Genomic DNA, 23,699 nt, shown 5'->3' on the forward strand with positions numbered 1-23,699 from the left:
GGCAGCCGTCATGTCGGTTTTCGGTCAGGTGTGGGTCTTCAGCGCGGTGGCGTTCGTGCTGGGTGCGTTCCTCTCCTGGCTCTTCCTCGCCCGTCCCGCGCAGCGCCGCGCCGCCGAGCTGCAACGCAGTCTGACCTCGGCGCCGTCGGCGGCCCGGTCCGGGCGGGCCGGTGGCGCAGAACGCACCCGGATCGCTCCGGCAGCCGGATCGCGGGAGGACGAGGACGACCCCGTCGCGCCGGCCACCCGGCAGGTCGAGCCCGCTTCGTCGGCGCCCGACTCCGCCACGCCGCAGGAGGTGACCGAACACCTCGCTCCCGCGCCGGGCTGGCTGGAGCAGGACAGCCTCCAGGGCCGGGGGGCTTCGGCCCGGCCGGAGGCGTCCCAGGTCGACGACATCGACGAGGACTTCTCCCGGCTCGACGCACTGGAGCCCGACTACCCGGAGTACGGCGACGAGGCCGACGCCGACGAGCCCACGCAGTATCGCGGCGCGTACGGCGGGCTCGGCACCGGTTCCTCCGAGGACGATCGGGGCGGACGTCGGGGCGGCAGCCTGTTCGAACCAGCGCCCGACGCCGATCCCGGTGATTCCGCGACCTACGCGTACGGCGACGGACCCGAGAGCGAGGACACTCCCGAGCCCGGGGAGCGCACCACCCTGCTGCCCAAGCGGCAGCCGGGCAGGTCGGCGGAGAGCTTCGACGCTCCCCGGCCGGTGGAGCCGTCGATGCGGCCCGTGGCGCGCCGGGGGCAGGACTCGGGCGGCGGCCACGGTGGTTCCCTGTTCGAACCGTCCGACACCCCGCCCCCCGTCCGGTCACAGGCGGGGGAGGGCGCGTTGCCGCCCGGCCCGTTCGGCCCCGGCTCCGCCATGCCGAAACCGGGTGGCGAACGACCGTCGGAGGACTTCACGGTGAAGGCGAGCGTCACCGCTCTGCGCTACTGCGCCGAGGGCTCGGAGCAGTACCCCCGCATGGTGGCCGAGGTGTGGTTCCGCACCCCGGCCGATGCCGAGCGGGTCGGGTTCCGCCCGCTGTCCTCCTGAACTGCCCGACCCGACTGGCGCCCTCCCGGGCCCGGACCTACCCGACGGTCCAGGTGTCCTTGCCGGTGATCAGTGCCTGAAGGTCGGCGGGCCTGCTCGCCGCCTCCTGCTCCACCTGCGCGCGGGCGAGGTCGTCGTAGGTGGGGCGAGTGACCTGCCGGAAGATGCCGGTGGCGGTGTAGCTGAGGGTCTCGTCGTTCAGCCGCGACAGTGCGAACGCGTACGAGCTGTCGGCGATGGTCGGGTCGTGGGTCACCACGTTGTCCTCACCGATCTCGGAGACCTTGCCCGCTTCCAGGCCACCCCAGCCGCTGCGGCCGACGCCGAACTCGCGTTCGGGGCCGAACCGGATCGGCTCGCCCGGCGAGAGCGGGATGATTCGGCGGGACGCCTCGTCGGCGTCCTTGAGGACGTCGAAGGCGCCGTCGTTGAAGATCGGGCAGTTCTGGTAGATCTCCACGAACGCCGAACCGCGGTGCTGGGCCGCCGCCGTCAGCACCTCGGTGAGGCCCTTGCGGTCGGAGTCGAGTGCCCGCCCCACGAAGGTGGCCTCGGCTCCCACCGCGAGCGAGATGGGGTTGAAGGGCGTGTCGAGCGAACCCAGCGGGGTGGACTTGGTGACCTTGCCCGGTTCGCTGGTGGGCGAGTACTGCCCCTTGGTCAGCCCGTAGATCTGGTTGTTGAACAGCAGGATCTTGAGGTTGACGTTGCGCCGCAGCGCGTGGATGAGGTGGTTGCCGCCGATCGACAGCGCGTCGCCGTCCCCGGTGACCACCCACACCGACAGGTCCGGCCGGGTGGTGGCCAGCCCGGTCGCGATGGCGGGTGCCCTGCCGTGGATGGAGTGCATCCCGTAGGTGTTCATGTAGTACGGGAAGCGGCTGGAGCAGCCGATGCCCGAGACGAACACGATGTTCTCGCGCTTGAGTCCCAGGGTCGGCAGGAAGGACTGCATGGTGTTGAGCACCACGTAGTCGCCGCAGCCCGGGCACCACCGGACCTCCTGGTCGGACTTGTAGTCCTTCGCCTTCTGCTTGTCGTCGGTCGTGGGTACCAGGTCGAGCCCGCCGAGGGACGGCAGGCCCAGGTCGACTTGGGTCACTTGACCACGACCTCCTTGTTCGCACCGGAAGTGCGGTCGGTGATGTCGGTGAACACGTGTTCCAACTCCTCCGCCTTGAAGGGAAGGCCGGCGATCTTGGTGTGGGAGTGGACGTCCACGAGGTACTTCGCGCGCAGCAGTGCCGCGAGCTGCCCCATGTTCATCTCGGGCACCACGACGGTGTCGTACGCGGCGAGCACCTCGCCGAGGTTCGCGGGGAACGGGTTCAGGTGCCGCAGGTGTGCCTGCGCGATGGGAACACCCTTGCCTCGCACGCGGCGGCAGGCCGCCCCGATCGGGCCGTACGTGGAGCCCCACCCGAGCGCGAGGACCCTGGCCTCGCCGTTGCTCGGGTCGTCGACCTCCAGGTCCGGCACGTCGATCCCGTCGATCTTGGCTTGGCGCAGCCGGACCATCGCGTCGTGGTTGTCGGGGTCGTAGGAGATGTTGCCCTTGCCGTCGGCCTTCTCCAGCCCGCCGACCCGGTGCTGGAGACCGGCTGTGCCGGGCACGGCCCACTCGCGGGCCAGGGTCTCCGGGTCGCGCACGTAGGGCCAGAACTCGCCGGATCCGTCGGCGGCGTTGGGTTCGGACGCGAAGCTCACGCGCAGGTCGGGCAGCGTGGTGACGTCCGGGATCAGCCACGGTTCCGAGCCGTTCGCGATGGCGCCGTCGGAGAGCAGCAGCACCGGGGTGCGGTAGGTCAACGCGATGCGCGTGGCCTCCAGCGCGGCGTCGAAGCAGTCGGACGGGGAGCACGGGGCCACGATCGGCACCGGCGACTCGCTGTTGCGGCCGTACATGGCCTGCAGCAGGTCCGCCTGCTCGGTTTTGGTGGGCAGGCCCGTGGAGGGGCCACCGCGTTGCACGTCGATCACCACGAGCGGCAGCTCGATCATCACGCCGAGCCCGACGGTCTCCGACTTGAGAGCCAGCCCGGGGCCGGAGGTGGACGTGACCCCGAGCGCGCCGCCGTAGGACGCTCCGAGCGCCGCGCCGATGCCCGCGATCTCGTCCTCGGCCTGGAAGGTGAGCACACCGAAGTTCTTGTGCTTCGACAGCTCGTGCAGGATGTCCGACGCCGGGGTGATGGGGTAGGTGCCGAGCAGGACCGGCAGTTCGGAGCGCTGGCCCGCCGCCACGATGCCGTACGCGAGTGCGGTGTTGCCCGTGATCTGGCGGTAGGTGCCCTGGGGTAGTTTCGCGGGCGCGACCTCGAAGGTGGTCTTGAACGCCTCGGTGGTCTCGCCGTAGTTCCACCCCGCGCGAAACGCCAGGATGTTGGCCTCCGCGATGGGCGGTTTCGCGGCGAACTTCTCCCGCAGGAACGCCTCGGTGCCCTCGGTGGGGCGGTGGTACATCCACGACAGCAGGCCGAGGGCGAACATGTTCTTGCAGCGTTCGGCGTCCTTCTTGCCGAGGCCGGTGTCGGCGAGGGCGCCCTGGGTGAGGGTGGACATCGCCACCTCGTACACCTCGAAGGCCGAGAGCGAGTCGTCGCCGAGCGGGTCGGCCTCGTAGCCGACCTTGCTGAGGTTGCGTTTGGTGAACTCGTCGGTGTTGACGATCACCATGCCGCCCCGGGGCACGTCGCCAAGGTTGGCCTTCAGCGCGGCCGGGTTCATGGCGACGAGGACGTCGGGCCGGTCGCCCGGGGTCAGGATGTCGTAGTCGGCGAAGTGGACCTGGAAGCTGGAGACCCCGGGGATGGTGCCCTGGGGTGCCCGGATCTCGGCGGGGTAGTTCGGCAGGGTGGCGAGGTCGTTGCCGAACGCGGCGGCCTCGGAGGTGAAGCGGTCGCCGGTCAGCTGCATCCCGTCGCCGGAGTCACCGGCGAACCGGATGACCACCCGGTCGAGCCGACTGACCTCGGTCGGCCTGGTGGCCGACAGTTCCTGTTCCCCCGTGACTTCACCGTCACCGCCGTTGCCGCCTTCGATTGTGCTCATGGGCCAGCAAATCCCTCTCTCCCGACTCCGGCGCGCGGCGCGCTTATACTTCGAGATTACTTGTCATTTTCGGGGCCCGTCGGGGCGTGTGATCCGACTTACCTGTAACCGGCGGTAACAGGGTACCTCCGTCTCAGCCTCTGGAATCACCGGCCGGGTCCGGCGGTCGTTCCAGCAACGTCGACAACACGACGGTGGACACGGTCCGGTCGATGATCTCCAAGCCTCGCAGGCGCTCCAGCGCGTCCTCCAGGTGGTGGATGTCGGCGGCGCGCAGATGCACGATCGCGTCGGCCGCGCCCGACACCGTGTACGCGGCCACGATCTCGGGCAACGGCTCCAGGTGTGCCCTGATGCGCGCGGGGGAGACGTTGCCGTGGCAGTGCACCTCGACGAACGCCTCCGTGCCCCACCCGAGCGCCTCCGGGTCGACGACCGCGGTGAAGCCCCGCAACACCCCGGTCTCCAGCAGCCGGTCGACCCGCCGCTTCACGGCGGGCGCCGACAGTCCCACCACCTTGCCGATCTCGGCGTAGCTCTGCCGCGCGTGGGCGACCAGGCACGAAACGATACGTTGATCCAGCGTGTTCACACGCAACGTTTAGCACACCAATGCGCAAGCAATGACAATTGATAGCCGGATTACGGTACGCATACATTCGAAGCATGCGCGTACCCATGCCCCGCCGCTACGTGATGTGCCCGCCGCGCCACTTCGCCGTCGACTACGCCATCAACCCGTGGATGGACCCCAACGCACCCGTGGACCCGGCCCTGGCCCTGCGGCAGTGGAGCGAGCTGCGGGACACCTACCGCAGGCTCGGCCACCTCGTCGACGAGGTGGAACCGCAGCCCGGCCTGCCCGACATGGTGTTCGCCGCCAACTCCGGCACGGTTGTGGACGGCCGGGTGCTGGGGTCGCGGTTCGCGACCCGGGAGCGGGCCGCCGAGGCCGAGCACTTCCGCCGCTGGTTCGTCGAGAACGGCTTCCGCGACGTCACGATGCCCCGCGAGGTCAACGAGGCCGAGGGCGACTTCGCCTGGACGGGCCGGGTGCTGCTCGCGGGCACCGGGTTCCGCACCGACCCGCGCGCGCACGCCGAGGCCCAGGAGGTCCTGGGAGTCCCCGTGGTGTCTCTGAAACTGCTCGATCCGCGCTACTACCACCTCGACACGGCGCTGTTCGTCCTGTCGGAGGCCACCGACGACCGGGCGGCGCACGTCGCGTACTACCCGGAGGCGTTCTCGCCCGGATCGAGGCGGGCGCTGGAGCGGCTGTTCCCCGACGCGGTCCTCGCCGACGCGGCGGATGCGAGCTGCCTCGGGCTCAACGCGGTGTCGGACGGCCGCAACGTCGTGCTGCCGGTCGAGGCGGGGGCACTGGCGGAGAAGGTGGCCGCGCACGGCTACGAGCCGGTGTTCGTGGACATCTCCGAGCTGCGCAAGGCCGGTGGCGGACCCAAGTGCTGCACCATGGAGATCCGCAAGTAGGGCGCACTCAACGCACCCGGCGGCGGCGGGCGAGCCTGCCCGCGGCGAGAGCGAGCGCGAACAGCGCCGCGCTCGTGAGCCCGATCGAGCCCGCCACCGACGAGTCCAGCGCCAGCGCCACCCGGTGACCCGCCAGCGAGCTGACCCACCCCGCCCCGACCGCGACCAGGAGCATGGGGGCGAGCCGGTGGGTCAGCAGGCGGGCGGTGGCGGCCGGCACGACGAAGAACGTGATCACCAGCACGGCACCGACACTGTCGAACGCGACGACCGCCGTGCCCGACACGACCACCAGCAGCATCCGGGCCGCCACCGCACCCCGCAGCCCGGACAGCTCGGCGAAGTCGGGATCGAAGGCCGCCGCCTGCAACGGCCGCCACAGCAGCACCACGAACAGCACCGTGCAGACAGCCGCGATGCCCGTGACCAGCAACGACGTCGGAACGGGTGCGCCGCCGACCTCGACGGTGCGCAGCGGCGCGAACGTGATGTCGCCGAACAGGGCCGAGTCGAGGTCGATGTGCGCGCCCGAGGCGTAGGCGCCGATGCCGAGCACTCCCAGCGAGAACAGCGCGGGAAACACCAGCGCCAGCGCGGCGTCGGAGGCCACCACTCCGGTTCGCCGCAACCACTCGGACCCGGCCACGCACGCGACCCCGAACGCGGTGGCTCCCAGGACGGTCGCGGCCGAGGCTCGCTCGCCGGTCAGCAGGAACACCAGCACGATGCCGGGCAGCACCGCGTGGCTCACCGCGTCCGGCAGCAGGGCCTGCCGCCGCAGCAGCAGGAAGCTGCCGAGCACCGCGCACGACGTCGACAGCAGTCCGGCCACGAGCACGATCAGCACGTCGTCCGGGGTCACCGGGCGCGCTCCGCACGTCGTGCCCTGCGCAGGCGCGCCAGGACTCCGCGGCGCGGTGCGCACACCACCGAGACCAGGGCCGCCGCCGTGGCGAGCAGCACGATCACCGGGCCCGCCGGCAGCTCGGCGCGGCCGGAGAGCACCCCGCCGAGCGCGCCGCACACCGCACCCACCGCCCCGGAGAGCGGCACCAGCGTCGCGAGCCGCCTCGTCACCTGCCTGGCCGCGACCACCGGGGCCACCAGCAGCGCCACCATGAGGATCGCGCCGACGGTGCGGACCCCGAGTACCACCGCGAGCGCCAGCAGCCCGGTGCTCGTCGTGTCCACCGCCCACGTCGGCACGCCCGCCACCGCCGTGAAGCCCGGGTCGAACGCGGCACTGCGCAGGAGCCGGAACCCCGCCGCCAGCACGACCAGCGCCCCGGCACCCAGCGCCAGCGTGAGAGCGATGTCGCGTTCCGACATGCCTGCAGGCTGCCCCAGCAGGTAGCCGGTGAGCCCGGCCTGGCCGCTGTCCCCGGTTCCGCCGATGTGGGTGATCAGCACGATTCCCGACGCGAGCGACACCGACAGCACGACTCCGATGGCCGCGTCGGGCCGCAGCCTTCCCGAGCGCTCCAGCATGATCATCGCGGCGGCGGCCAGCGCCGCCGACACCGCGGCGCCGAACAGCAGGACCTCGGGCACGGCCGCACCGGTGGCGAGGAACGCGACGGCGACACCGGCGAGGGTGCCGTGGCTCATCGCGTCGCCGAACATGCTGCGGCCCCGCAACACCGCCAGCGGCCCCAGCGCGCCTGCCACGAACCCCACGGCGGCGGTGCCGACCACGACGACGGCGTCGGGGTAGGGCAGCGGCAGCCACGCCAGCAGTTCGCCGATCACGAGTCGAGCACCAGCGGAGCCATGCCGTAGGCGCGTTCCAGGTGCGCGGCCGTGAGGACCCCGGAGACCGGGCCCGCCGCCACCACCTCACCGGCGAGCAGCACGGCGTGGTCGAACCGGCGCAGCACCGTGCGCAGGTCGTGGTGTACCGCGATCACCGAGGCGCCCCTGGCGCACAGCCCGGTCAGCACGTCCAGCAGCGCCGACTCCGTGCGCGCGTCCACGGCCGTGAACGGCTCGTCGAGAATGACCAGCTCGGCGCGCTGAGCCAGCGCCCTGGCCAGGAACACCCGTTGCCGCTGCCCGCCGGAGAGCTCGTCGAGCGGGCGGTTCGCGAGATCCACCACGCCGACCTGGTCCATCGCCTCGGCGACCAGTTCGTCGTCGGCCTCGCGCAGGCGCCGCCACCAACCCCGGTGCGGATAGCGGCCCATCTCCACGACCTGCACGGCCGTGATGGGGAAGTCGCTGGTCACCGCGTCCTGCTGCGGCACGTAGGCCACGCGGCGCCGCACCCCGGACAGCGGCTCGCCCAGCAGCCGCACCCGTCCCCGCACGGCCGGGATCAGCCCCAGGGCTGCCTTGACCAGTGTGGACTTCCCGGCTCCGTTGGGTCCGACCACCGCCGACAGGGTGGCCGCGGGCACGTCGACGCTCACGTCCGCCAGGACCGTCCGGCCACCGTAGGACGCCGTGACGCCCCGCAGGCTGAGTGCGGGCGTCGTCTCGCCGAGTCCCGAATCCGCCGCCCCGCGGCGCGACGTGGCCGTCATCGCAGTCCCTCCGCGATGCGCCGGGCGTTGGCCAGCAGCATGCCGGCGTAACCGCCCTCAGGGGTGCCGTCGGCGCCGGTGGAGTCCGAGTACAGCGGGGCACCGAGCCGCGCCTCGCCGCCCCGCGCGCGCACCGCGGCGAGGACGGCGTCCAGGGTGCGGCCCGGCATGCTCGTCTCCACGAACACCGACGGCACGCGCCGCTCGGCCACCACGTCGGCGACCCGGTCGAGGTCGGCGGTGCTCGCCTCCTGCTGCGTCGAGATGCCCTGGATGGCCACCACCTCCAGCTCGAAGGCCCTGCCGAAGTACCGGAAGGCGTCGTGGGAGGTCACCAGCACACGCCGCTGCTCGGGGATGTCCGCGAGTTCGGCGCGCACCTGGCCCGCCAGCTCCAGTACCCGCTCGCGGTAGTCCGCGCCGCGCCGCCGGTAGTCGTCGGCGTGCGCGGGGTCGAGGGCGGCGAGCCGGGCCGTGATCGCGTTGACGACGTGGACCCACAGGCGCGGCTCGAACCACACGTGCGGGTCGTACTCCTCCTCGGGCGCCGAGCCCGGCGGTGGCGACAGCAGGTCCTCCGGCGGGACGGCCTCACCCGCGTACAGCACCGGCGTCGACTCCGACACCGCGTCGAGCGTCCGCATCAGCGAACCCTCCAGGTACAGCCCGACGGCCACGACCGCGTCGGCGCGCCGCAGCTCCCGCAGGTCACTCGCCTTCGCCTGGTAGAGGTGCGGATCGACACCGGGGCCCATCAGCCGCACGGTGGAGACGTCGCGGCCTCCGACGGCCCTGACCGCGTCGTCGACGAAGGTGGTGGTGGTCACCACCCGCAACGCCGAGCCGGGACCGGCTCCCGCCGTCGCGGGGCGCAGCGCATGGGCGGCGGCAAGGGACACGGCGAGCGTGGCGGTGAGCACGAGCGCCACCAGGGCACGCCGGTCGCGGGCGCGAGCGCGCCCGCGCCCCAGCGCCAGCGAGCGCGCGTCGTCCAGGCTCACCGGTCCTCCTTTTTCGCCGTGCCGAAATTCAGGATAAGGACTACCCAACATCGCTGTCGAGGTGGGCCCGCCCGGCGGCGCCGTGGCCGATCCCGGCGGGTACCCGGCAGGGCACCCGCTCACCGCGGCCGCAGCCGCGACCCCCGGACCGGGCGAGGTGGGGCACACCCCGGAACACGCCCGCGACCGGCATCGTTTTCCTTGCGGGGAGGTCGGCCGGTCGAGCCGGACCAGACCCCGCGACTAGGAGGCAGAGCACGTGCACAGCCACCGCAACGGGTTGAAGACGGCGTTGCTGCTCGGTCTGCTCAGCGCCATGATCGTGGCGATCAGCGGACTGTTCGGCAGGGGCGCGCTGGTCATCGGCCTGCTCATCGCGCTCGCCGTCAACGGCTACGCCTACTTCAACTCCGACAAGCTCGCGCTGCGCGCCATGCGGGCCCGCGCGGTCTCCGAAGCGGAACAGCCCGCGATGTACCGGATCGTGCGAGAACTCGCCACGTCCGCGCGGCAGCCCATGCCCCGCCTCTACGTCAGCCCCACCCAGGCACCCAACGCGTTCGCCACCGGCCGTAACCCCCGCAACGCGGCGGTGTGCTGCACCACCGGCATCCTGCAGCTGCTCGACGAGCGCGAGCTGCGGGCGGTCCTCGGCCACGAGCTGTCCCACGTCTACAACCGCGACATCCTCATCTCCAGTGTCGCGGGCGCACTGGCCAGCGTGGTCAGCTTCCTCGCCAACATGGCGTTGTTCGCCGGGCTGTTCGGCGGCAACCGCGACGGCGGCAACCCCATCGCCACGCTGCTGCTCGTGTTCCTCGGGCCGGTGGCCGCCGGGATCGTGCGCATGAGCGTCAGCCGGTCGCGCGAGTACCAGGCCGATGCCTCGGGTGCCGAGCTGACCGGCGACCCGCTGGCGCTGGCGTCCGCGCTGCGGAAGCTGCAGCGGGGCACGCAGGCGCTCCCGCTCGCGCCCGAGCCGAAGGTGGTGTCGCAGTCGCACCTCATGATCGCGAATCCGTTCCGGCCCGGTGAGCGGCTCTCCCACCTGTTCTCCACCCACCCGCCGATGGACGAGCGGGTACGCAGGCTGGAGGAGATGGCCAAGCGCCCGTTCCGGCCCTGACCAGGAGCCGGGACCGCGCGCGGCCGGTTCGGCCGTGTCAGGCGTTCAGCCTTCGGCGCCCGAGTCCCGCGCCACGGCCATCACGTAGTCGCCGTAGCCGCTCTTGGCGAGTTTCGCGCCGAGCCGGTGACACTCGTCGGCCGTGATGAACCCCATCCGCAGCGCCACCTCCTCCAGACAGGCGATGCGGACCCCGGTGCGGTGCTCCAGCACCTGCACGAACTGGGCGGCTTCCAGCAGCGAGTCGTGAGTGCCGGTGTCCAGCCACGCGAATCCCCGGCTCAGCGTGGTCATGCGTGCCCGCCCCCGCCGCAGGTAGGTGAGGTTCACGTCGGTGATCTCCAGCTCACCCCGCGGTGACGGCGCGAGACTCCGCGCGATGTCGACGACCTCGTTGTCGTAGAAGTACAGGCCCGTGATGGCGAGATTCGAGCGCGGCGAGACCGGCTTCTCCTCGATCGAGAGCAGGGTGCCCTCGGCGTCCACCTCGCCGACGCCGTAGCGCTGCGGGTCCTTCACCGCGTAGCCGAACAGCGCGCAGCCGTCGAGGCCGGAGGACTGCTCGCGCAACAGACCGGAGAAACCCCGGCCGTAGAAGATGTTGTCACCCAGGATGAGCGCCACGTCGTCGTCGCCAACGAAGTCGGCGCCGATCACGAACGCCTCGGCCAGCCCGTTGGGGCTGGGCTGTTCCGCGTAACGCAGGTCGAGGCCCCACTGGCTGCCGTCACCGAGCAGGCGCCGGAAGTTCGGCAGGTCGCTCGGGGTGGAGATGACGAGGATCTCCCTGATCCCGGCCAGCATCAGCACCGACAGCGGGTAGTAGATCATCGGCTTGTCGTAGACGGGCAGCAGTTGCTTGGACGTCGCCTGGGTGATCGGGTGCAACCGCGTCCCACTGCCGCCTGCCAGCACGATGCCTTTCATGCCGGACACGGTATCGCGCCCCGCCGCCCCGCCATCGTGTCCGCAGCCCCCGTAGCCGTGTCCGCACTTCCCGTAGCCGTGTCCGCACCTCAGGGGGCGCGTGACGATCCGCGTACGGCATATACCCCCAGGGGTTTGCTAGGCTCCCCGGTGGAGGTGTTGGCGATGCAGATGAAACCCGAACTCGTGGGGGACGCGCTGACGCGGCTGCGCAGGGCGCAGGGGCAACTCGCCGCGTTGATCGAGGACATTGAGGAGGGCGGTGACTGCGCTCAGGTGCTGACCCAGCTCGCGGCCGTGTCCAGGGCCCTTGATCGCGCTGGTTTCCGGATCGTGGCCAGTGGTATGCGGTACTGCCAGCAGTCTCGCGACAACGACGAGGAGCCGGAGATGACGGAGCAGGAATTGGAGCGCCTGTTCCTGTCGTTGGCCTGAGAGAAGTTTCGGTACCCCCTGGGGTATCCACAACCACGTCGAAAGGCGAGCACGATGACACGCACTGAAACCCGCGACACCGACTCGGCACTGCCCGGCGGTCTCGCGGTCGAGATCGTCGAGACCTCGTCGCTGGGCGATCGCAGCTATGTCGCCTCGGACGGCGAGCTGGCCGTGGTCGTCGACCCGCAACGCGACGTCGACCGCGTACTCGCGGCGGCGGGACGGCTCGGCTCGCGCGTGGCGCTGGTGCTGGAGACCCACGTCCACAACGACTACGTCTCCGGTGGCCTGGAACTCTCGCGTCTGACCGGCGCCGAGTACGCGCTGTCGGCCGACGACGAGGTGCCGTTCGCGCACCGCGGGCTGAGCGACGGCGAGGTCGTCGAGGTCTCTCCGCGCCTGCGGGTGCGCGCCGTGGCCACGCCCGGGCACACCTTCCACCACCTGTCCTACGTCCTGGAGGGTGACGAGGGCCCGGTCGGCGTGTTCACCGGCGGTTCCCTCCTCTACGGCACCACGGGCCGCACGGATCTGCTGGGCGACGAGCACAGCGAGGTCCTGGCCCGCCACCAGCACGCCTCCGCGCGCAGGCTCGGCGACGAACTCCCCGACGGCACCCGGATCTGGCCCACCCACGGATTCGGGAGTTTCTGCTCGGCGGGACAGGCGGAGGGTGATTCCTCGACCATCGGCGACCAGCGCCGCTCGAATCCCGCGTTCACCCTGGCCGAGCACGAGTTCGTGGAGCAGACCCTCGCCGGTCTCGACGCCTACCCGGCCTACTACGCGCACATGGGGGTGCGCAACACCGCGGGACCGGAGCCGCTGGACCTGCGGGCGCCGACGCGGGCCGACGCGGACGAACTGCGGCACCGGCTCGAATCCGGCGAATGGGTCGTCGACCTGCGGTCGCGCAAGGCCTACGTGAAGTCGCACCTCGCCGGCACCGTGGGGCTCGGGCTCGACGGCCCGATGGCGACGTGGCTCGGCTGGATGATCGACTGGGGCGCTCCGGTCACCCTGCTCGGCGAGACGTCGGACCAGGTGGCGCAGGCACAGCGGGAACTCGCCCGGATCGGCATCGACCGGATCGCCGCCTCGGCCGCCGGAACGCCGGAGGAGCTGGCGGCCGACGCGGATCAGCTCCGCACCCTGCCGGTGGCCACGTTCGCCGACCTCGCCGCCGCCCGCGACGGCGGCGCGCGGGACCTGCCCGCCCCCGAGGTGGTGCTGGACGTGCGCACCACCAACGAGTTCACCGCCGCGCACGTGCCGGACGCGGTCCACATCCCGCTCTACGACATCGCGAGGCGGGTCGACGAGGTGCCACCCGGCGCGGTGTGGGTTCACTGCGGCAGCGGCTACCGCGCGACCGCCGCAGCGTCGGTGCTGGCCAACGCGGGCCGCACCGTGGTCCTGATCGACGACAAGTTCGACAACGCCTCCGACGCGGGCGTCCCCCTGGAATCCTGACCCCTCCCCGAGGAGCCCTTTCACCGATGACACAGATCGACACGACCCGGCTGCGCACCCTGCTGACCGGGAAGACATCCCTGCGGCTGATCGACGTCCGCAGCCCGGGCGAGTTCGCCGCCGAGCACATCCCCGGCTCGGCCAACGTCCCGCTCGACGTGCTCCGCGCGCGCCAGGACGAGTTGACCGTGCGCCACGACGACCCGATCGTGCTGGTATGCGCGTCCGGGGGCCGGGCCGAGCAGGCGAGGACGTTGCTGCACCAGGCAGGAGCCGAGCCGACCGTCCTCGCCGGTGGCCTCGGCCAGTGGGAACGCGACGGCGGTGACGTCCGGCGCGGGCGCGGCGCCTGGGCGATGGAGCGCCAGGTGCGGCTCGCGGCGGGCACGCTCGTGCTCAGCGGCGTGCTCGGCAGCATCGCCTACCGGCCCCTGAAGTGGCTCGCCGGGTTCGTCGGCGCCGGCCTCACCGTCGCGGCGGTGACGAACACGTGCGCGATGTCGCGCGTGCTGGCGCTGCTGCCGGTGAACCGCCGCGCGGCCGGCGCACCGGACGCGCACGTGGCCGAGGTGACGGAGCCCCGAAGCCCCCTGAGCCGATGACGGTGGTGCTGCCCGCGGCGCTGGCTGGCGCCGGTATCGGCGCCGTGCTGGGCGCGTTGGGCGCGGGCGGCGCCATCCTCGCCGTGCCCGCCCTGGTCTACGGGGTGGGCCAGCCGCTGGCGGTGGCGATTCCGACCTCGCTCGCGGTGGTGGCCTTGTCGTCGCTGGCCGCGTTGCTGCCGAAAAGCCGGCGCGCGGTGGTGCGGTGGCCGGTGGCACTGGTGTTCGGTGCCGCCGGAGTGCCCGCCACGTTCGCGGGCGCGGCGCTGGGCGGCCTGCTCCCGCAGCGCTGGCTGCTGCTGGCGTTCGCCGCGCTCATGGTGGTCGTCGCCGTGCGCATGCTGCGCGGCGGCGGCGACCACGCGGGTGCGTGCCGCACCAGCGACGGCAGCGTCAACTGGCGCAGCTGCCTGCCGAAGGCCGTCGCCGCGGGCGCCGCCGTCGGCCTCCTCACGGGCCTGTTCGGCGTCGGCGGCGGCTTCGTCATCGTCCCCGCGCTGGGCCTGTTGCTGGGCCTCACCTCCCACGAGGCCGTCGCGACCTCGCTGGTCGTGGTGGTGCTCAACTCCCTGTCCGGGCTCGTCGCGCACGCCGACGCCGTCGGCGACATCGACCCCGGCGTGTTCGCGGCGTTCGCCACGGCGGCTCTCGTGGTGGCCGCCGGGGCCGCCACCGTGTCGAGCCGCGTTCCCGCCCGCGTGCTGCGCACCGGCTTCGCCGTCGTGGTGCTCGCGGTGGCGGCGTTCGTGGCTGTCGCCGCCACCGTCGCTCCGGAGTCGCTGGGTTAGCGCCCGCCCGCACCGGCCTCGATCGTCGAGACCGAGAGCTGGTCGCGCACAGCGCCGCTCGCGCACCCCGTCCCCGGCGACTCGACGAACAGCGAGGCGGTCTCCTGCGGCGGGTAGATCCGCAGCCCGCGCACGTCCGTCGGGTGGCAGGTGGACTCGTCGTAGTTGCGCACCTGCGTGAAGCCGACATCGGCGTGGGCCACCTCGCCCGGGCGCAACGTCAGCGCCGCGCCCTTGCCGCCCGTGTGCATGGCGGCCTCGCCGACCTGGTGCCCGTCGTCGCCCGCGACGTACGACACGCCGGGGAACCCGTGCAGCACGCACGGCACGTCTCCGACGTTGGTGAACCGCAGCGGCCGGTACACCGTGCCCGCCGCGCCACCGCCCTCGCCCAGGGTCAGGGACAGATTGCCGGACGCGCAGTAGTCGGGATCCTGCGGTGGTCGCGGAGGAGCCTGCGTGCGCTCCGGTTCCGCCGATTCCGGCTCGGCGGCGGGCGTGCCGGGCGGCGCGGTGTCCGGGGTCGACCCGACCTGCGCCCTCAGCTCCGAGGGCGACTCCGACACCGGCTCGGCCACCGGTGCCTCCGACGTCGCGCCGGTGCCCTCGGCCGCGCCGGTGTCGGATGCCTCGGTCCCGCTGCCGCACGCGGTCAGCGCCAGCGCCGTACCCACCGCGACCAGCAGTCTGCGAACTCTCGTGTCACGTGTCATCACGGCCACACCCCCATCTACTCGTGGGTTCTGGCCGGAGGACGTCACAACCCCTCGACGGGGTTGCTCGCCGTGCCGACGACCCCCCGATCGGAGGCGGCTCGTAGGGCTGACCCCCTCGCGGGTCCGGGGGTCTGCGGGCGTGTGTGGCAGCTCCCGGAACACGATCATGAGTGGCGATCCCGATGTTCGACGAAGGACCACCATGACCGGCTCTGTCACCACCGCACCCACCGCCGCCGTCCCACGCCCCGTGCTGACCGCATCCCGAATGTGGCTGGTCGCCGTCGCGGCAGGCGTCTTCGAGACGGTCCTGGCGGTCGCCGACCTGCTCGCGGAGGGGACGGCCTCGCCCGGCGAGATCGTGGCGGGGGTGGGGGTGCGGCTCGTCGTCTTCGCCGTGGCCGTCTACCTCGTCGGGTGGCTGCGCCGAGGCCGGAACTGGGCCCGGCTCACGCTGGCGGCGATGCTGGGAGTGATCGGCACGGTGACGCTGCTGATCAACCCGATCCAGTCGCTGCTCCAGGGCCACGATCCCGTCGCCGCACTCGCGGGCCTCACTCTGGCGGAGTGGCTGTTCACGGCGAGCCGGATCGTGCACCTCGGCGCCGTGGTCGCCGCGATGGTGCTGATGTTCCGGCCCGCCGCCAACACGTACTTCCGCCGCGACCGTCAGCGGTAGTTCGTGAACTGCAGCGCGATCCCGAAGTCCTTCTCCTTCAGCAACGCGATGACGTCCTGCAGGTGGTCCTTCTTCTTCGCGGACACCCGCAGCTGGTCGCCCTGGATCTGCGCCTGCACACCCTTCGGGCCCTCGTCGCGGATGAACTTGGCGATCTTCTTCGCCTTGTCGGTCTCGATGCCCTCCAGGATCGTGCCCGCCACCTTGTAGATCTTGCCGGACACGGCGGGCTCACCGGCCTCGAACGCCTTCAGCGAGATGCCGCGCTTGACCAGCTTCTCCTTGAAGACCTCGACCGCGGCCTCCACGCGCTTGTCGGTCTCGGCCTCGATCACCACCGTGTGCTCGCCGGACCAGTCGATCTTGGCCCCGGTGCCGCGGAAGTCGAACCGGGTGGACAGCTCCTTGCCCGCCTGCTTCACCGCGTTGTCCACCTCCTGGCGGTCGACCTTGCTCACGACGTCGAAAGAGGGATCGGCCACGTCACACACCTCGTTGTTTCGGCAGTTGGGATGGCTCCACCCTAGTCACTGCCAACCCCGCCGACCGGGCAAGGAAGGTGTTCGCTATCCTGGACGCCGACCGGGACGACCGGTCCTGGCGGGTTACCCGAGTGGCCAAAGGGATCTGACTGTAAATCAGACGGCTCAGCCTACGGGGGTTCGAATCCCTCACCCGCCACAACAGCCGAAACGCCCCGCTGACCACCAGGTCGGCGGGGCGTTTGCCGTGTGAGGCCCGGACACGCCGCTAGGGTGCTCGCCATGCGACTGCACCTGGCCGCGCTGGTGGTGGACGACTACGACCCCGCCATCCGGTTCTTCGTCGATGCGCTGGGCTTCGAACTCGTCGAGGACACGCCGTCGCTCACGAACGACGGCCGCCCGAAGCGGTGGGTCGTCGTCCGGCCGCCCGGCGCGGAGACCGGCATCCTGCTCGCCCGCGCCGACGGCGCACGCCAGCAGGCCGTGGTGGGAGACCAGTTCGCGGGCAGGGTGGGGTTCTTCCTGCAGGTGGACGACTTCGACGCCGCGTACGAGCGGATGGTCGCGGCCGGAGTCGAGTTCGCCACGGAACCCCGCACCGAGGACTACGGGCGGGTGGCGGTGTTCCTGGACATCGCGGGCAACCGGTGGGACCTGCTCGGCCCCGCGTGAGCCCGGTCGAGCGCCGCTGTCACAACGCCGGTTCGGCGTCCGCCCAGGCGTGTTCGGCCTCCAGTTGCGTCGCCAGCGCCAGCAGGGTCGGCTCCCCACCGAGCCTGCCCACGAACTGCACCCCTAGTGGCAGGTCCTCGGCTGTGCGGTGCAGCGGCAGCGACATCGCGGGCCTGCCGGTGATGTTGGCCAGCTGGGTGAACGGAACGGGCGCGAGGTTGGCGAGGACCTGGTCGTTCCACGCTTTCGTCTTCGTGAAGGGGCCGGTGAGCCGGAGCCGCAGCAGGAGCTCACCGCCGAGACGCAACAGCGGCGGCGTGGCCAGTTCGCCGATGCGCACGGGCGGGCGTGCCAGCGTCGGGGTGAGCAGCAGGTCGTAGCGCTCGTGGAAGTCGGCGAGCGCGCGCGTGTAGCCGTTCCAGCGCGCCCGTGCCTCGGCGTGATCCACGGCGCGCACGGTGCGTGCTGACGCGGCGAGCAGGCGGTTGTCCACCTCGAACTCCCGGTCGCGGGCACCGGTGTCACGCTTGATCGTCGCGATGGTCAGCGCGGTCTGCGCCGACCACATCGTCATGAAGTCCCGGGCGAGCGCCACCCCGTCGATGTCCGGTTCGGCGGGCTCGACGTCGTGGCCGAGCTTGCCGAGCAGCGTGGCCGCGTGCTCCACCGCGGCGACGGCCTCCGCGTGGACGGGCGTGCCGAGGGGAGAGCGGGTGGTGAAGCCGATCCGCAGCTTCGGCGGTGTCCGGCCGGCGAGCTCGGCGTACGAGGTGCCGGGGACGGCGGCCAGGTACGGTCCGCCGGGGTCGGGAGTCCGCGCCAGCACGTCCAGCATCGCGGCGGTGTCGCGGACGGTGCGCGACACCACTCCGTCCGTGGCGGCGCCCGCCAGGTGCTCGTCGTGGTCGGGCCCCGCGGGCACCAGACCACGGCCGGGCTTGAGCCCGACCAGGCCGCAGCAGGCGGCGGGGATGCGGATGGACCCTCCGCCGTCGCTGGCGCCCGCCACCGGCACCACGCCCGCCGCCACCGCCGCAGCCGAACCCCCGGACGAGCCACCGGGTGTGTGGTCGAGGTTCCAGGGGTTGCGACTCGCACCGGTGGCCGCGGACTCGGTGATGCCCTTGGTGCCGAACTCGGGCGTGGCCGTCCTGCCGAACGGCACGAGCCCGGCGTCGAGCCAGCGCCGGACCACCTCGCTGTGCCGCGCGGCCGCGTGGCCGCGCAGGGCCCGGGTGCCGCTGCCGGTCGGCACGCCCGCGTAGTCCTGCTTGAGGTCCTTGAGCAGGAACGGAACTCCCGCGAACGGGCCCGACAACTCCGTGGCCGCCCTCCGCCTGGCGATCTCGTGCATCGGGTACACGATCGCGTTCAACCGCCCGTTGACCTGATCGGCCCGGAGCATCGCCGTCGCCAGCAGCTCGGCGGGCGACACCTCCCGCCGAGCCACCAGCTCGGCCAGGCCCACCGCGTCGTAGCGCCGGTACTCGCCGTACTCGATCGCCGCCATGCACACCGCCCCGCTCGAAGTTCCTCTCGACAGTGACAACGCGCCAGCCGTCCGTGCGTCACGTTCGACCGCTGCCGTGACAGTTCGTGAGTCGGCTCGATACCCGGGCTCACCTAATACCGGCCGCTGTGATCCCCGCCGTCGGGCTCTGGCACGGTGCGGTGGAGGACTTCGCGCTCCTCTGCCGGTGTCAGACCGGCGGCGCGAGGCCGATCGAGGCCGCGCGCTTGTTCATCGGCGAAAGCGGAGCGCACGGTGTCGGCCAGGGAGCGCGGTCGGAGTCCGGCGGCGAGCGCGGGGCGCGGGTCGTGGGCGACGAGGCCGTGTTTGTCGGCGGGCAGCCAGAGGGGCAGCGACCGTGGCCCGCCCCACGGGTTGACTCCGGCTTCGACCAGGACCTCCGGGGAGAAAGGCACCAAACGCAGATCGGCGGCTCCGACGAGTTCCGAGGCCTCGCGCAGTACCGCTCCGAGTTCGAGGACGGGGCCGACTGCGTCGTAGGTGCCCGCGAGGCGCTGTTCGCAGGCGGTGACGATCCAGGCGGCGAGGTCGCGGACATCGATGTGCTGGATCGGTGGGTGCGGTGTGTCGGGAACGATGGCCTGCCCGCCGCGGGCGAACCGGGCCGTCCAGTAGCCGAAACGGTCCATCTCGTCACCGGGACCACTGATGATGCCGGGGCGAACCACGAAGCTTCGGTCCGGACCCATCCGCTCTCGCACCGCGTTCTCACTGGCGACCTTGGTCCCGCCGTACCGTTCGACGGTGAGGTCGGACAGCGCGAAATGCTGCGTTTCCAGGACCGGCTCACAGAGCGGGGCCTTCGTGGTCTGGCCCGGAGTGCCGGTGTCGGCGTAGGCGTTGATGCTGGAGACGAAGGTCCAGTGCTCGACACGGTCGGCCAGTACGGCCAGGGCATCGAGCACCCAACCCAGCGCCCCGGTCGCCACGTCGACCACCGCGTCGAACCGCTCACCAGTCAACACGTCGACAGCACCCGGTTCGTCGCGGTCCAGGGCGAGAAGCCGAGCACCCTCGGGCACCGAACCCGAGCGGCCACGCGCCGCACACACCACGTCGTGACGGCGCGTGACGGCGTCGTAAGCGATCTGCCTGGACAGAAACGAGGTGCCGCCGAGCACGAGAAGACGCATGGAAATCATCCTGTGCGCCCCTCGTGACAGCGGACCACCCGCGTTCGCCGTCGGCGAGATCGCCAGAGGCGAACACGGCAGTGCGATTCACCGGTCGGGGTGTGGCCCGTCCTGATCGCCGTTCTCAAGATCCGACTGATCCGCCAGCGCACACCACAGGTGGTAGTCCACCGTGACGTCGCGGTAGGTCTGCCCGGCCCGCACCCGCTCCGGCAGGTTGTCGCGCTCGCTTCGGGACTCGCTGCGGTGGCCGGGGGAGCCGTGGAACGACACCGACGTGTCCGGGTCCTCGTGCCAGCGCAGCCGCCGGGCCGTCACGCGGGTGGTGAACGCGATATCCGGGTCCTCGCTCACGTCGGCCCCGGCCTGCGGCGTGGGGGGCGCGATCGCCTCCGGGGTTCCCGCTCGGTGCCGCGCGTCCGGCGCGGTGCGCGTTCCGGCTCGGGTTCCGACTCCTGCTCCGACTCGTCGGCCTCCTCGGTCTCGCCGTCATCGCCGTCCTCGTCGTCCGCGCTGTCTTCCGACCCGGCCAGGTCGTCGACCGCACCACTCGCGGTCCCGGCGATCCGCCGCGCACCGGCGGCGACGTCCTCCACGGCTTCGCCCGCGCTCCCGGCCGCCTCGCCCGCACCACGCCCGACGTCCTCGACCGCGCCGCCCGCGCCACGGCCCACCTCACCGACCGCGTCGCCCGCGCCGCGCCCGACGTCCTCCACCGCACGGCGGCCTCCCGCGCTGAGCTCGCCGACGGCGCCACCGGCCTCCCGCAGCACGGGTTCCGCGGCTTTCACCACGTGTTCGAGGATGTCGGGATTGCGGTCGATGGTGGTGAGCACCCGCTCGATGATCTGCGCGACGCGGTCGAGCCGCACCTTGAGCAGTGCCTCCGCCTGCACGCCGGTGATCCGCAGCGACACCCTGCCCAGGTCCACGTCGGCGCCCACGTGCAATTTCACCAGCTCCAGGACCTCGGCCTGGACGGAGACGCGCGCCCGCAGGTTCTCGACCTCCAGGTCGATCTCCTCCACGGAGAGGTTCGGCACGTCGAGCAGCACGTCCGGTGCCGTCTCCTCACCCGCCCCGGTCGTCGTCTCGGCGGGCTCGGGCTCGCGCGGCTCGTCGCTCTCGTTCCACTCGCTCACGCTGATGAGTACCCGCTGAAACCCGCCTACACGGCCTCTCTCACGGTGTGAGCCGGGGCGCGAGTGCGGCGGGGTCGGGCGGCCGCTCATGCCGGGGCACGCTCTCGGCCAGCGTCGTCGCCCACTCACACAACGCGGGCACCGCGATACCGTGCGGCGGCCGGTCGGCGAACGGTGCCAGGTTCTCCGCGCCCCGGTGCAGCAGCGACGCGGCCCCGTTGCGGTTGCCCCGCGCCGCGTGGGTCAGGCCGACGGCCAGTTGCGCCAGGCCGCGCCACAGTTCCCGTTCCTCGTCAGGTCCCGACTTCCACGCGTCCTCGAACACCTCGTGCGCGTGGAACGGTTTTCCCTCGTCGAGCAGCCGCTGGGCCTCCCGCAGCGTCTCGTCCACGGTGCGCGGCACGCCTTCGGGCTGCCGGGGCACGCCCTCCGCGCCGTACGGCAGGGGCCTGCCGAGACCGTCCCTCGGCCTGGCGTTGCGGGCGCGTCCCTCGTCGTCTCGGTCGCGTTCGGCCACCCGCCGAGTGTCGCACGGTGCCGGGCTCAGCCGGTCTCGCCCTTCGTGGCTTCGGAAGCCTTCACCTCCGGCGGCGTCACCGTAGACTCCTCCACCGGCTTCGCCTTACCCGTGAAGCTGATGTGCCCCTCGGCCTGCATCCGTTCGGTCATGTGCGGGTAGTGCAGCTCGAACGCCGGGCGCTCGGAGCGGATGCGGGGCAGCTCGGTGAAGTTGTGCCGCGGGGGCGGGCAGCTCGTGGCCCACTCCAGCGAGTTGCCGTAGCCCCAAGGGTCGTCCACCGTCACCGGGTCGCCGAACCGGTAGCTGCGGACCACGTTCCACAGGAACGGCAACATCGACAGGCCCAGCACGAACGCGCCGATCGACGACACCACGTGCAGCGTGGTGAACCCGTCGGTGGGCAGGTAGTCGGCGTAGCGGCGGGGCATCCCCTCGCCGCCCAGCCAGTGCTGCACGAGAAACGCGGTGTGGAAGCCGACGAACGTGAGCCAGAAGTGCAGCTTGCCCAGCGGCTCGTTCATCATCCGGCCGGTGAACTTCGGGAACCAGAAGTAGATTCCCGCGAAGGTGGCGAACACGATGGTTCCGAACAGCACGTAGTGGAAGTGCGCCACCACGAAGTACGAGTCGTGGACGTGCCAGTCCAGCGGCGGCGCCGCGAGGATCACGCCCGTCAGCCCACCCAGCAGGAACGTGATCAAAAAGCCGATCGAGAACAGCATCGGCGTCTCGAACGTGAGCTGGCCCTTCCACATGGTGCCGATCCAGTTGAAGAACTTGATCCCCGTGGGCACGGCGATGAGGAAGGTCGTCATCGCGAAGAACGGCAGCAGCACCGCGCCGGTGGCGTACATGTGGTGGGCCCACACCACGAATGACAGACCGGTGATGGCCAGCGTCGCGAACACCATCAACCGGTAGCCGAACAGCGGTTTCCGGCTGAACACCGGGATGATCTCGGTGATGATCCCGAAGAACGGCAGCGCCACGATGTAGACCTCGGGATGCCCGAAGAACCAGAACATGTGCTGGTAGAGGATCGCGCCGCCGTTGGCGGGGTCGAAGACGTGCGCGCCGACGAGCCGGTCGGCGGCCAGGCCCATCAGCGCGGCCGTGAGGATCGGGAACGCGATGATCACGAGGATGCTGGTGAACAGGATGTTCCACGTGAAGATCGGCATTCGCCACATCGTCATGCCCGGCGCCCGCAGGCACGCGATGGTGGTGATCATGTTGACGGCGCCCAGGATGGTTCCGAGCCCGGAGACCACCAGCCCGAACACCCACAGATCGCCGCCGATGCCGGGGGAGTACACGGAGCGCGACAGCGGCGTGTACGCCGTCCACCCGAAGTCGGCGCCGCCCGCCGGAGTCAGCAGCGAGCCGAGCACGATCAGACCGCCGAACAGGAACAGCCAGTACGAGAACGCGTTGAGCCGGGGAAACGCCACGTCGGGCGACCCGATCTGCAGCGGCAGCACGAGGTTGGCGAACGCGAACAGCACCGGCGTCGCGTACAGCAGCAGCATCAGCGTGCCGTGCAGGGTGAACATCTGGTTGTACTGCTCGGTGGACAGGAAATGCAGGCCCGGCTGCGCCAGCTCGGCGCGGATGACCAGCGCCATCACCCCGCCGATCATGAAGAAGACCATCGAGGTGACCAGGTACATCGAGCCGATCACCTTGTGATCGGTGGTACGCAGCAGGTTCAGCGCGGTCTGCCCCCGCTTCCGGGGGGAGGGGGCCGGTTGCTGGATTCGGGTCGGGCGCAAGCCGACCTGCGTGTCCACGGTAAGCACCTCCGCTGGCCACGGTGCGAACCCGAGCACCGCTCGGCTACGTCGAGCTGACCCGGGCGGTCACGACTTACGCTAGACCGCCCCCACCGGCCGCGCATGTCGGCGATCGGCGCCGCTCGCGACCGCGTTGTCGCTGGTCACTGCTGGTACGACTCGACCTCGCTGATCGGCCGGGGTGTCACCTGATCAGGGTCGGCACCGAACTCGGCGTTGGCCCGCCGCCTGCGCAGCAGATCCCAGCACTGGTCGAGTCGCTGCTGCACCAGAGTGAGCCGCCGCCGACCGTCATCGTCGAGTCCGGTGCCGGTGGCGCGCGCCCGCAGCTCCTTCTCCTCGGCGATGAGGTCGTCGATCCGGGCCAGGGTGTCGTCTCGCGTCATGGCTGCTCCTTCCACCCTCCGTGGTGCCCGTTGGTGAACCGGCCAAACTCCCGACACCGTGTCCGCAGCCTGCGTAGCCGTGTCCGCAGTCCGCGTAGCCGTGTTCGCACTTCGCGTAGTCGGCCCCCGGCAATTCACCGGGGGAATGTGGTATAGATCACTACTCCGGAGTGTG

26 protein-coding genes and 1 tRNA gene are annotated in these 23,699 nt (G+C 71.4%); 10 read left to right on the forward strand and 17 right to left on the reverse strand.

Annotation, left to right across the window (positions count from 1 at the left end):
• Positions 1-10 precede the first annotated feature (10 nt).
• Positions 11-1,048, forward strand: a complete 1,038-nt coding sequence (locus tag FFT09_RS10030; RefSeq protein ID WP_138382486.1) for a sunset domain-containing protein — start codon at positions 11-13, stop codon at positions 1,046-1,048.
• Positions 1,049-1,085: 37 nt separating this feature from the next.
• Here the strand turns inward: FFT09_RS10030 and FFT09_RS10035 are convergent, their stop codons facing one another.
• From FFT09_RS10035 to FFT09_RS10045, 3 genes are all read right to left on the reverse strand, one after another.
• A complete protein-coding gene (locus FFT09_RS10035; protein ID WP_081193217.1) occupies positions 1,086-2,150 on the reverse strand; it encodes a 2-oxoacid:ferredoxin oxidoreductase subunit beta in 1,065 nt (354 codons plus the stop codon).
• Entirely contained in the window at positions 2,147-4,099 is a 1,953-nt protein-coding gene (locus tag FFT09_RS10040; RefSeq protein WP_138382487.1) for a 2-oxoacid:acceptor oxidoreductase subunit alpha, read from the reverse strand. The genes FFT09_RS10035 and FFT09_RS10040 overlap by 4 nt, the downstream gene beginning before the upstream one ends.
• A 133-nt stretch (positions 4,100-4,232) precedes the next feature.
• Positions 4,233-4,691 carry an Lrp/AsnC family transcriptional regulator gene (locus FFT09_RS10045; protein ID WP_024876400.1) on the reverse strand — a complete coding sequence of 153 codons (459 nt, stop codon included), beginning with the start codon at positions 4,689-4,691 and terminating at the stop codon, positions 4,233-4,235.
• A gap of 74 nt (positions 4,692-4,765) precedes the next feature.
• Here FFT09_RS10045 and ddaH point away from each other — a divergent pair, with 74 nt between their 5' ends.
• Positions 4,766-5,590 carry a dimethylargininase gene (ddaH, locus tag FFT09_RS10050; protein WP_341869005.1) on the forward strand — a complete coding sequence of 275 codons (825 nt, stop codon included), beginning with the start codon at positions 4,766-4,768 and terminating at the stop codon, positions 5,588-5,590.
• Positions 5,591-5,597: 7 nt separating this feature from the next.
• Here ddaH and FFT09_RS10055 read toward each other — a convergent pair whose 3' ends face one another.
• From FFT09_RS10055 to FFT09_RS10070, 4 genes are read right to left on the reverse strand one after another with little or no spacing between them, the layout of a single operon-like run.
• Positions 5,598-6,452 carry a metal ABC transporter permease gene (locus FFT09_RS10055; protein WP_138382488.1) on the reverse strand — a complete coding sequence of 285 codons (855 nt, stop codon included), beginning with the start codon at positions 6,450-6,452 and terminating at the stop codon, positions 5,598-5,600.
• Positions 6,449-7,339 (reverse strand): metal ABC transporter permease, encoded by an 891-nt coding sequence (locus FFT09_RS10060; protein WP_138382489.1) that lies wholly within the window; start codon positions 7,337-7,339, stop codon positions 6,449-6,451. The genes FFT09_RS10055 and FFT09_RS10060 overlap by 4 nt, the downstream gene beginning before the upstream one ends.
• Positions 7,336-8,112 carry a metal ABC transporter ATP-binding protein gene (locus tag FFT09_RS10065; protein ID WP_081193227.1) on the reverse strand — a complete coding sequence of 259 codons (777 nt, stop codon included), beginning with the start codon at positions 8,110-8,112 and terminating at the stop codon, positions 7,336-7,338. The genes FFT09_RS10060 and FFT09_RS10065 overlap by 4 nt, the downstream gene beginning before the upstream one ends.
• Positions 8,109-9,113 (reverse strand): metal ABC transporter solute-binding protein, Zn/Mn family, encoded by a 1,005-nt coding sequence (locus FFT09_RS10070; protein ID WP_244231292.1) that lies wholly within the window; start codon positions 9,111-9,113, stop codon positions 8,109-8,111. Before FFT09_RS10070 ends, FFT09_RS10065 begins: the two co-directional genes overlap by 4 nt.
• Positions 9,114-9,372: 259 nt before the next feature.
• Between FFT09_RS10070 and htpX the strand changes: the two genes are divergently transcribed.
• Positions 9,373-10,239, forward strand: coding sequence for a zinc metalloprotease HtpX (htpX, locus tag FFT09_RS10075; RefSeq protein ID WP_024876394.1), 867 nt, complete (start codon positions 9,373-9,375; stop codon positions 10,237-10,239).
• Between the two features lie 45 nt (positions 10,240-10,284).
• Here htpX and rfbA read toward each other — a convergent pair whose 3' ends face one another.
• Positions 10,285-11,166, reverse strand: coding sequence for a glucose-1-phosphate thymidylyltransferase RfbA (gene rfbA, locus FFT09_RS10080; RefSeq protein ID WP_024876393.1), 882 nt, complete (start codon positions 11,164-11,166; stop codon positions 10,285-10,287).
• A gap of 165 nt (positions 11,167-11,331) precedes the next feature.
• Between rfbA and FFT09_RS10085 the strand changes: the two genes are divergently transcribed.
• Genes FFT09_RS10085 through FFT09_RS10100 form a run of 4 tightly spaced genes read left to right on the forward strand, consistent with a single transcriptional unit; the run spans position 11,332 to position 14,467 of the window.
• Complete coding sequence (locus FFT09_RS10085) at positions 11,332-11,601, forward strand: metal-sensitive transcriptional regulator (RefSeq protein WP_024876392.1); 270 nt, start codon at positions 11,332-11,334, stop codon at positions 11,599-11,601.
• A gap of 54 nt (positions 11,602-11,655) precedes the next feature.
• Complete coding sequence (locus FFT09_RS10090) at positions 11,656-13,077, forward strand: MBL fold metallo-hydrolase (RefSeq protein WP_138382491.1); 1,422 nt, start codon at positions 11,656-11,658, stop codon at positions 13,075-13,077.
• A gap of 26 nt (positions 13,078-13,103) precedes the next feature.
• Entirely contained in the window at positions 13,104-13,679 is a 576-nt protein-coding gene (locus tag FFT09_RS10095) for a rhodanese-like domain-containing protein (RefSeq protein WP_037335048.1), read from the forward strand.
• The gene (locus tag FFT09_RS10100) at positions 13,676-14,467 is read left to right on the forward strand and encodes a sulfite exporter TauE/SafE family protein (RefSeq protein WP_138382492.1); all 792 of its coding nucleotides are present in this window, start codon (positions 13,676-13,678) and stop codon (positions 14,465-14,467) included. The genes FFT09_RS10095 and FFT09_RS10100 overlap by 4 nt, the downstream gene beginning before the upstream one ends.
• Here the strand turns inward: FFT09_RS10100 and FFT09_RS10105 are convergent.
• On the reverse strand, positions 14,464-15,180 hold the full coding sequence (locus FFT09_RS10105; RefSeq protein WP_138382493.1) for a DUF4232 domain-containing protein: 717 nt from the start codon (positions 15,178-15,180) through the stop codon (positions 14,464-14,466). The two genes, FFT09_RS10100 and FFT09_RS10105, sit on opposite strands and share 4 nt — an antisense overlap.
• 205 nt (positions 15,181-15,385) lie before the next feature.
• Between FFT09_RS10105 and FFT09_RS10110 the strand changes: the two genes are divergently transcribed.
• The gene (locus FFT09_RS10110) at positions 15,386-15,862 is read left to right on the forward strand and encodes a hypothetical protein (protein WP_138382494.1); all 477 of its coding nucleotides are present in this window, start codon (positions 15,386-15,388) and stop codon (positions 15,860-15,862) included.
• Here FFT09_RS10110 and FFT09_RS10115 read toward each other — a convergent pair.
• Positions 15,853-16,344: a YajQ family cyclic di-GMP-binding protein gene (locus FFT09_RS10115; protein ID WP_081193237.1), complete on the reverse strand. Its 492-nt coding sequence runs from the start codon at positions 16,342-16,344 to the stop codon at positions 15,853-15,855. The genes FFT09_RS10110 and FFT09_RS10115 overlap by 10 nt on opposite strands.
• Positions 16,345-16,461: 117 nt before the next feature.
• On the opposite strand from FFT09_RS10115, the gene FFT09_RS10120 reads away from it, so the two are divergent.
• Both FFT09_RS10120 and FFT09_RS10125 read left to right on the forward strand, forming a co-directional pair.
• Positions 16,462-16,543: transfer RNA gene (locus FFT09_RS10120), tRNA-Tyr, on the forward strand.
• Between the two features lie 83 nt (positions 16,544-16,626).
• Complete coding sequence (locus FFT09_RS10125; RefSeq protein ID WP_138382495.1) at positions 16,627-17,019, forward strand: VOC family protein; 393 nt, start codon at positions 16,627-16,629, stop codon at positions 17,017-17,019.
• A 19-nt stretch (positions 17,020-17,038) separates the two neighbouring features.
• On the opposite strand, the gene FFT09_RS10130 is transcribed toward FFT09_RS10125, so the two are convergent.
• From FFT09_RS10130 to FFT09_RS10160, 7 genes are all read right to left on the reverse strand, one after another.
• Complete coding sequence (locus FFT09_RS10130; protein ID WP_208544390.1) at positions 17,039-18,529, reverse strand: amidase; 1,491 nt, start codon at positions 18,527-18,529, stop codon at positions 17,039-17,041.
• A gap of 113 nt (positions 18,530-18,642) precedes the next feature.
• A complete protein-coding gene (locus FFT09_RS10135) occupies positions 18,643-19,683 on the reverse strand; it encodes an NAD-dependent epimerase/dehydratase family protein (RefSeq protein ID WP_138382496.1) in 1,041 nt (346 codons plus the stop codon).
• Between the two features lie 87 nt (positions 19,684-19,770).
• Positions 19,771-20,037, reverse strand: coding sequence for a hypothetical protein (locus tag FFT09_RS10140; protein WP_138382497.1), 267 nt, complete (start codon positions 20,035-20,037; stop codon positions 19,771-19,773).
• Complete coding sequence (locus FFT09_RS10145) at positions 20,034-20,825, reverse strand: hypothetical protein (RefSeq protein ID WP_138382498.1); 792 nt, start codon at positions 20,823-20,825, stop codon at positions 20,034-20,036. Before FFT09_RS10145 ends, FFT09_RS10140 begins: the two co-directional genes overlap by 4 nt.
• A 40-nt stretch (positions 20,826-20,865) precedes the next feature.
• Positions 20,866-21,342, reverse strand: coding sequence for a DUF309 domain-containing protein (locus FFT09_RS10150; RefSeq protein ID WP_138382499.1), 477 nt, complete (start codon positions 21,340-21,342; stop codon positions 20,866-20,868).
• A gap of 26 nt (positions 21,343-21,368) precedes the next feature.
• Positions 21,369-23,135 (reverse strand): aa3-type cytochrome oxidase subunit I, encoded by a 1,767-nt coding sequence (ctaD, locus tag FFT09_RS10155; RefSeq protein WP_081193247.1) that lies wholly within the window; start codon positions 23,133-23,135, stop codon positions 21,369-21,371.
• Positions 23,136-23,281: 146 nt separating this feature from the next.
• A complete protein-coding gene (locus tag FFT09_RS10160) occupies positions 23,282-23,524 on the reverse strand; it encodes a DUF2630 family protein (RefSeq protein ID WP_024876378.1) in 243 nt (80 codons plus the stop codon).
• Positions 23,525-23,699 lie beyond the last annotated feature (175 nt).

It is taken from the genome of Saccharomonospora piscinae, assembly GCF_005862235.1.
Taxonomy (GTDB): domain Bacteria; phylum Actinomycetota; class Actinomycetes; order Mycobacteriales; family Pseudonocardiaceae; genus Saccharomonospora; species Saccharomonospora piscinae.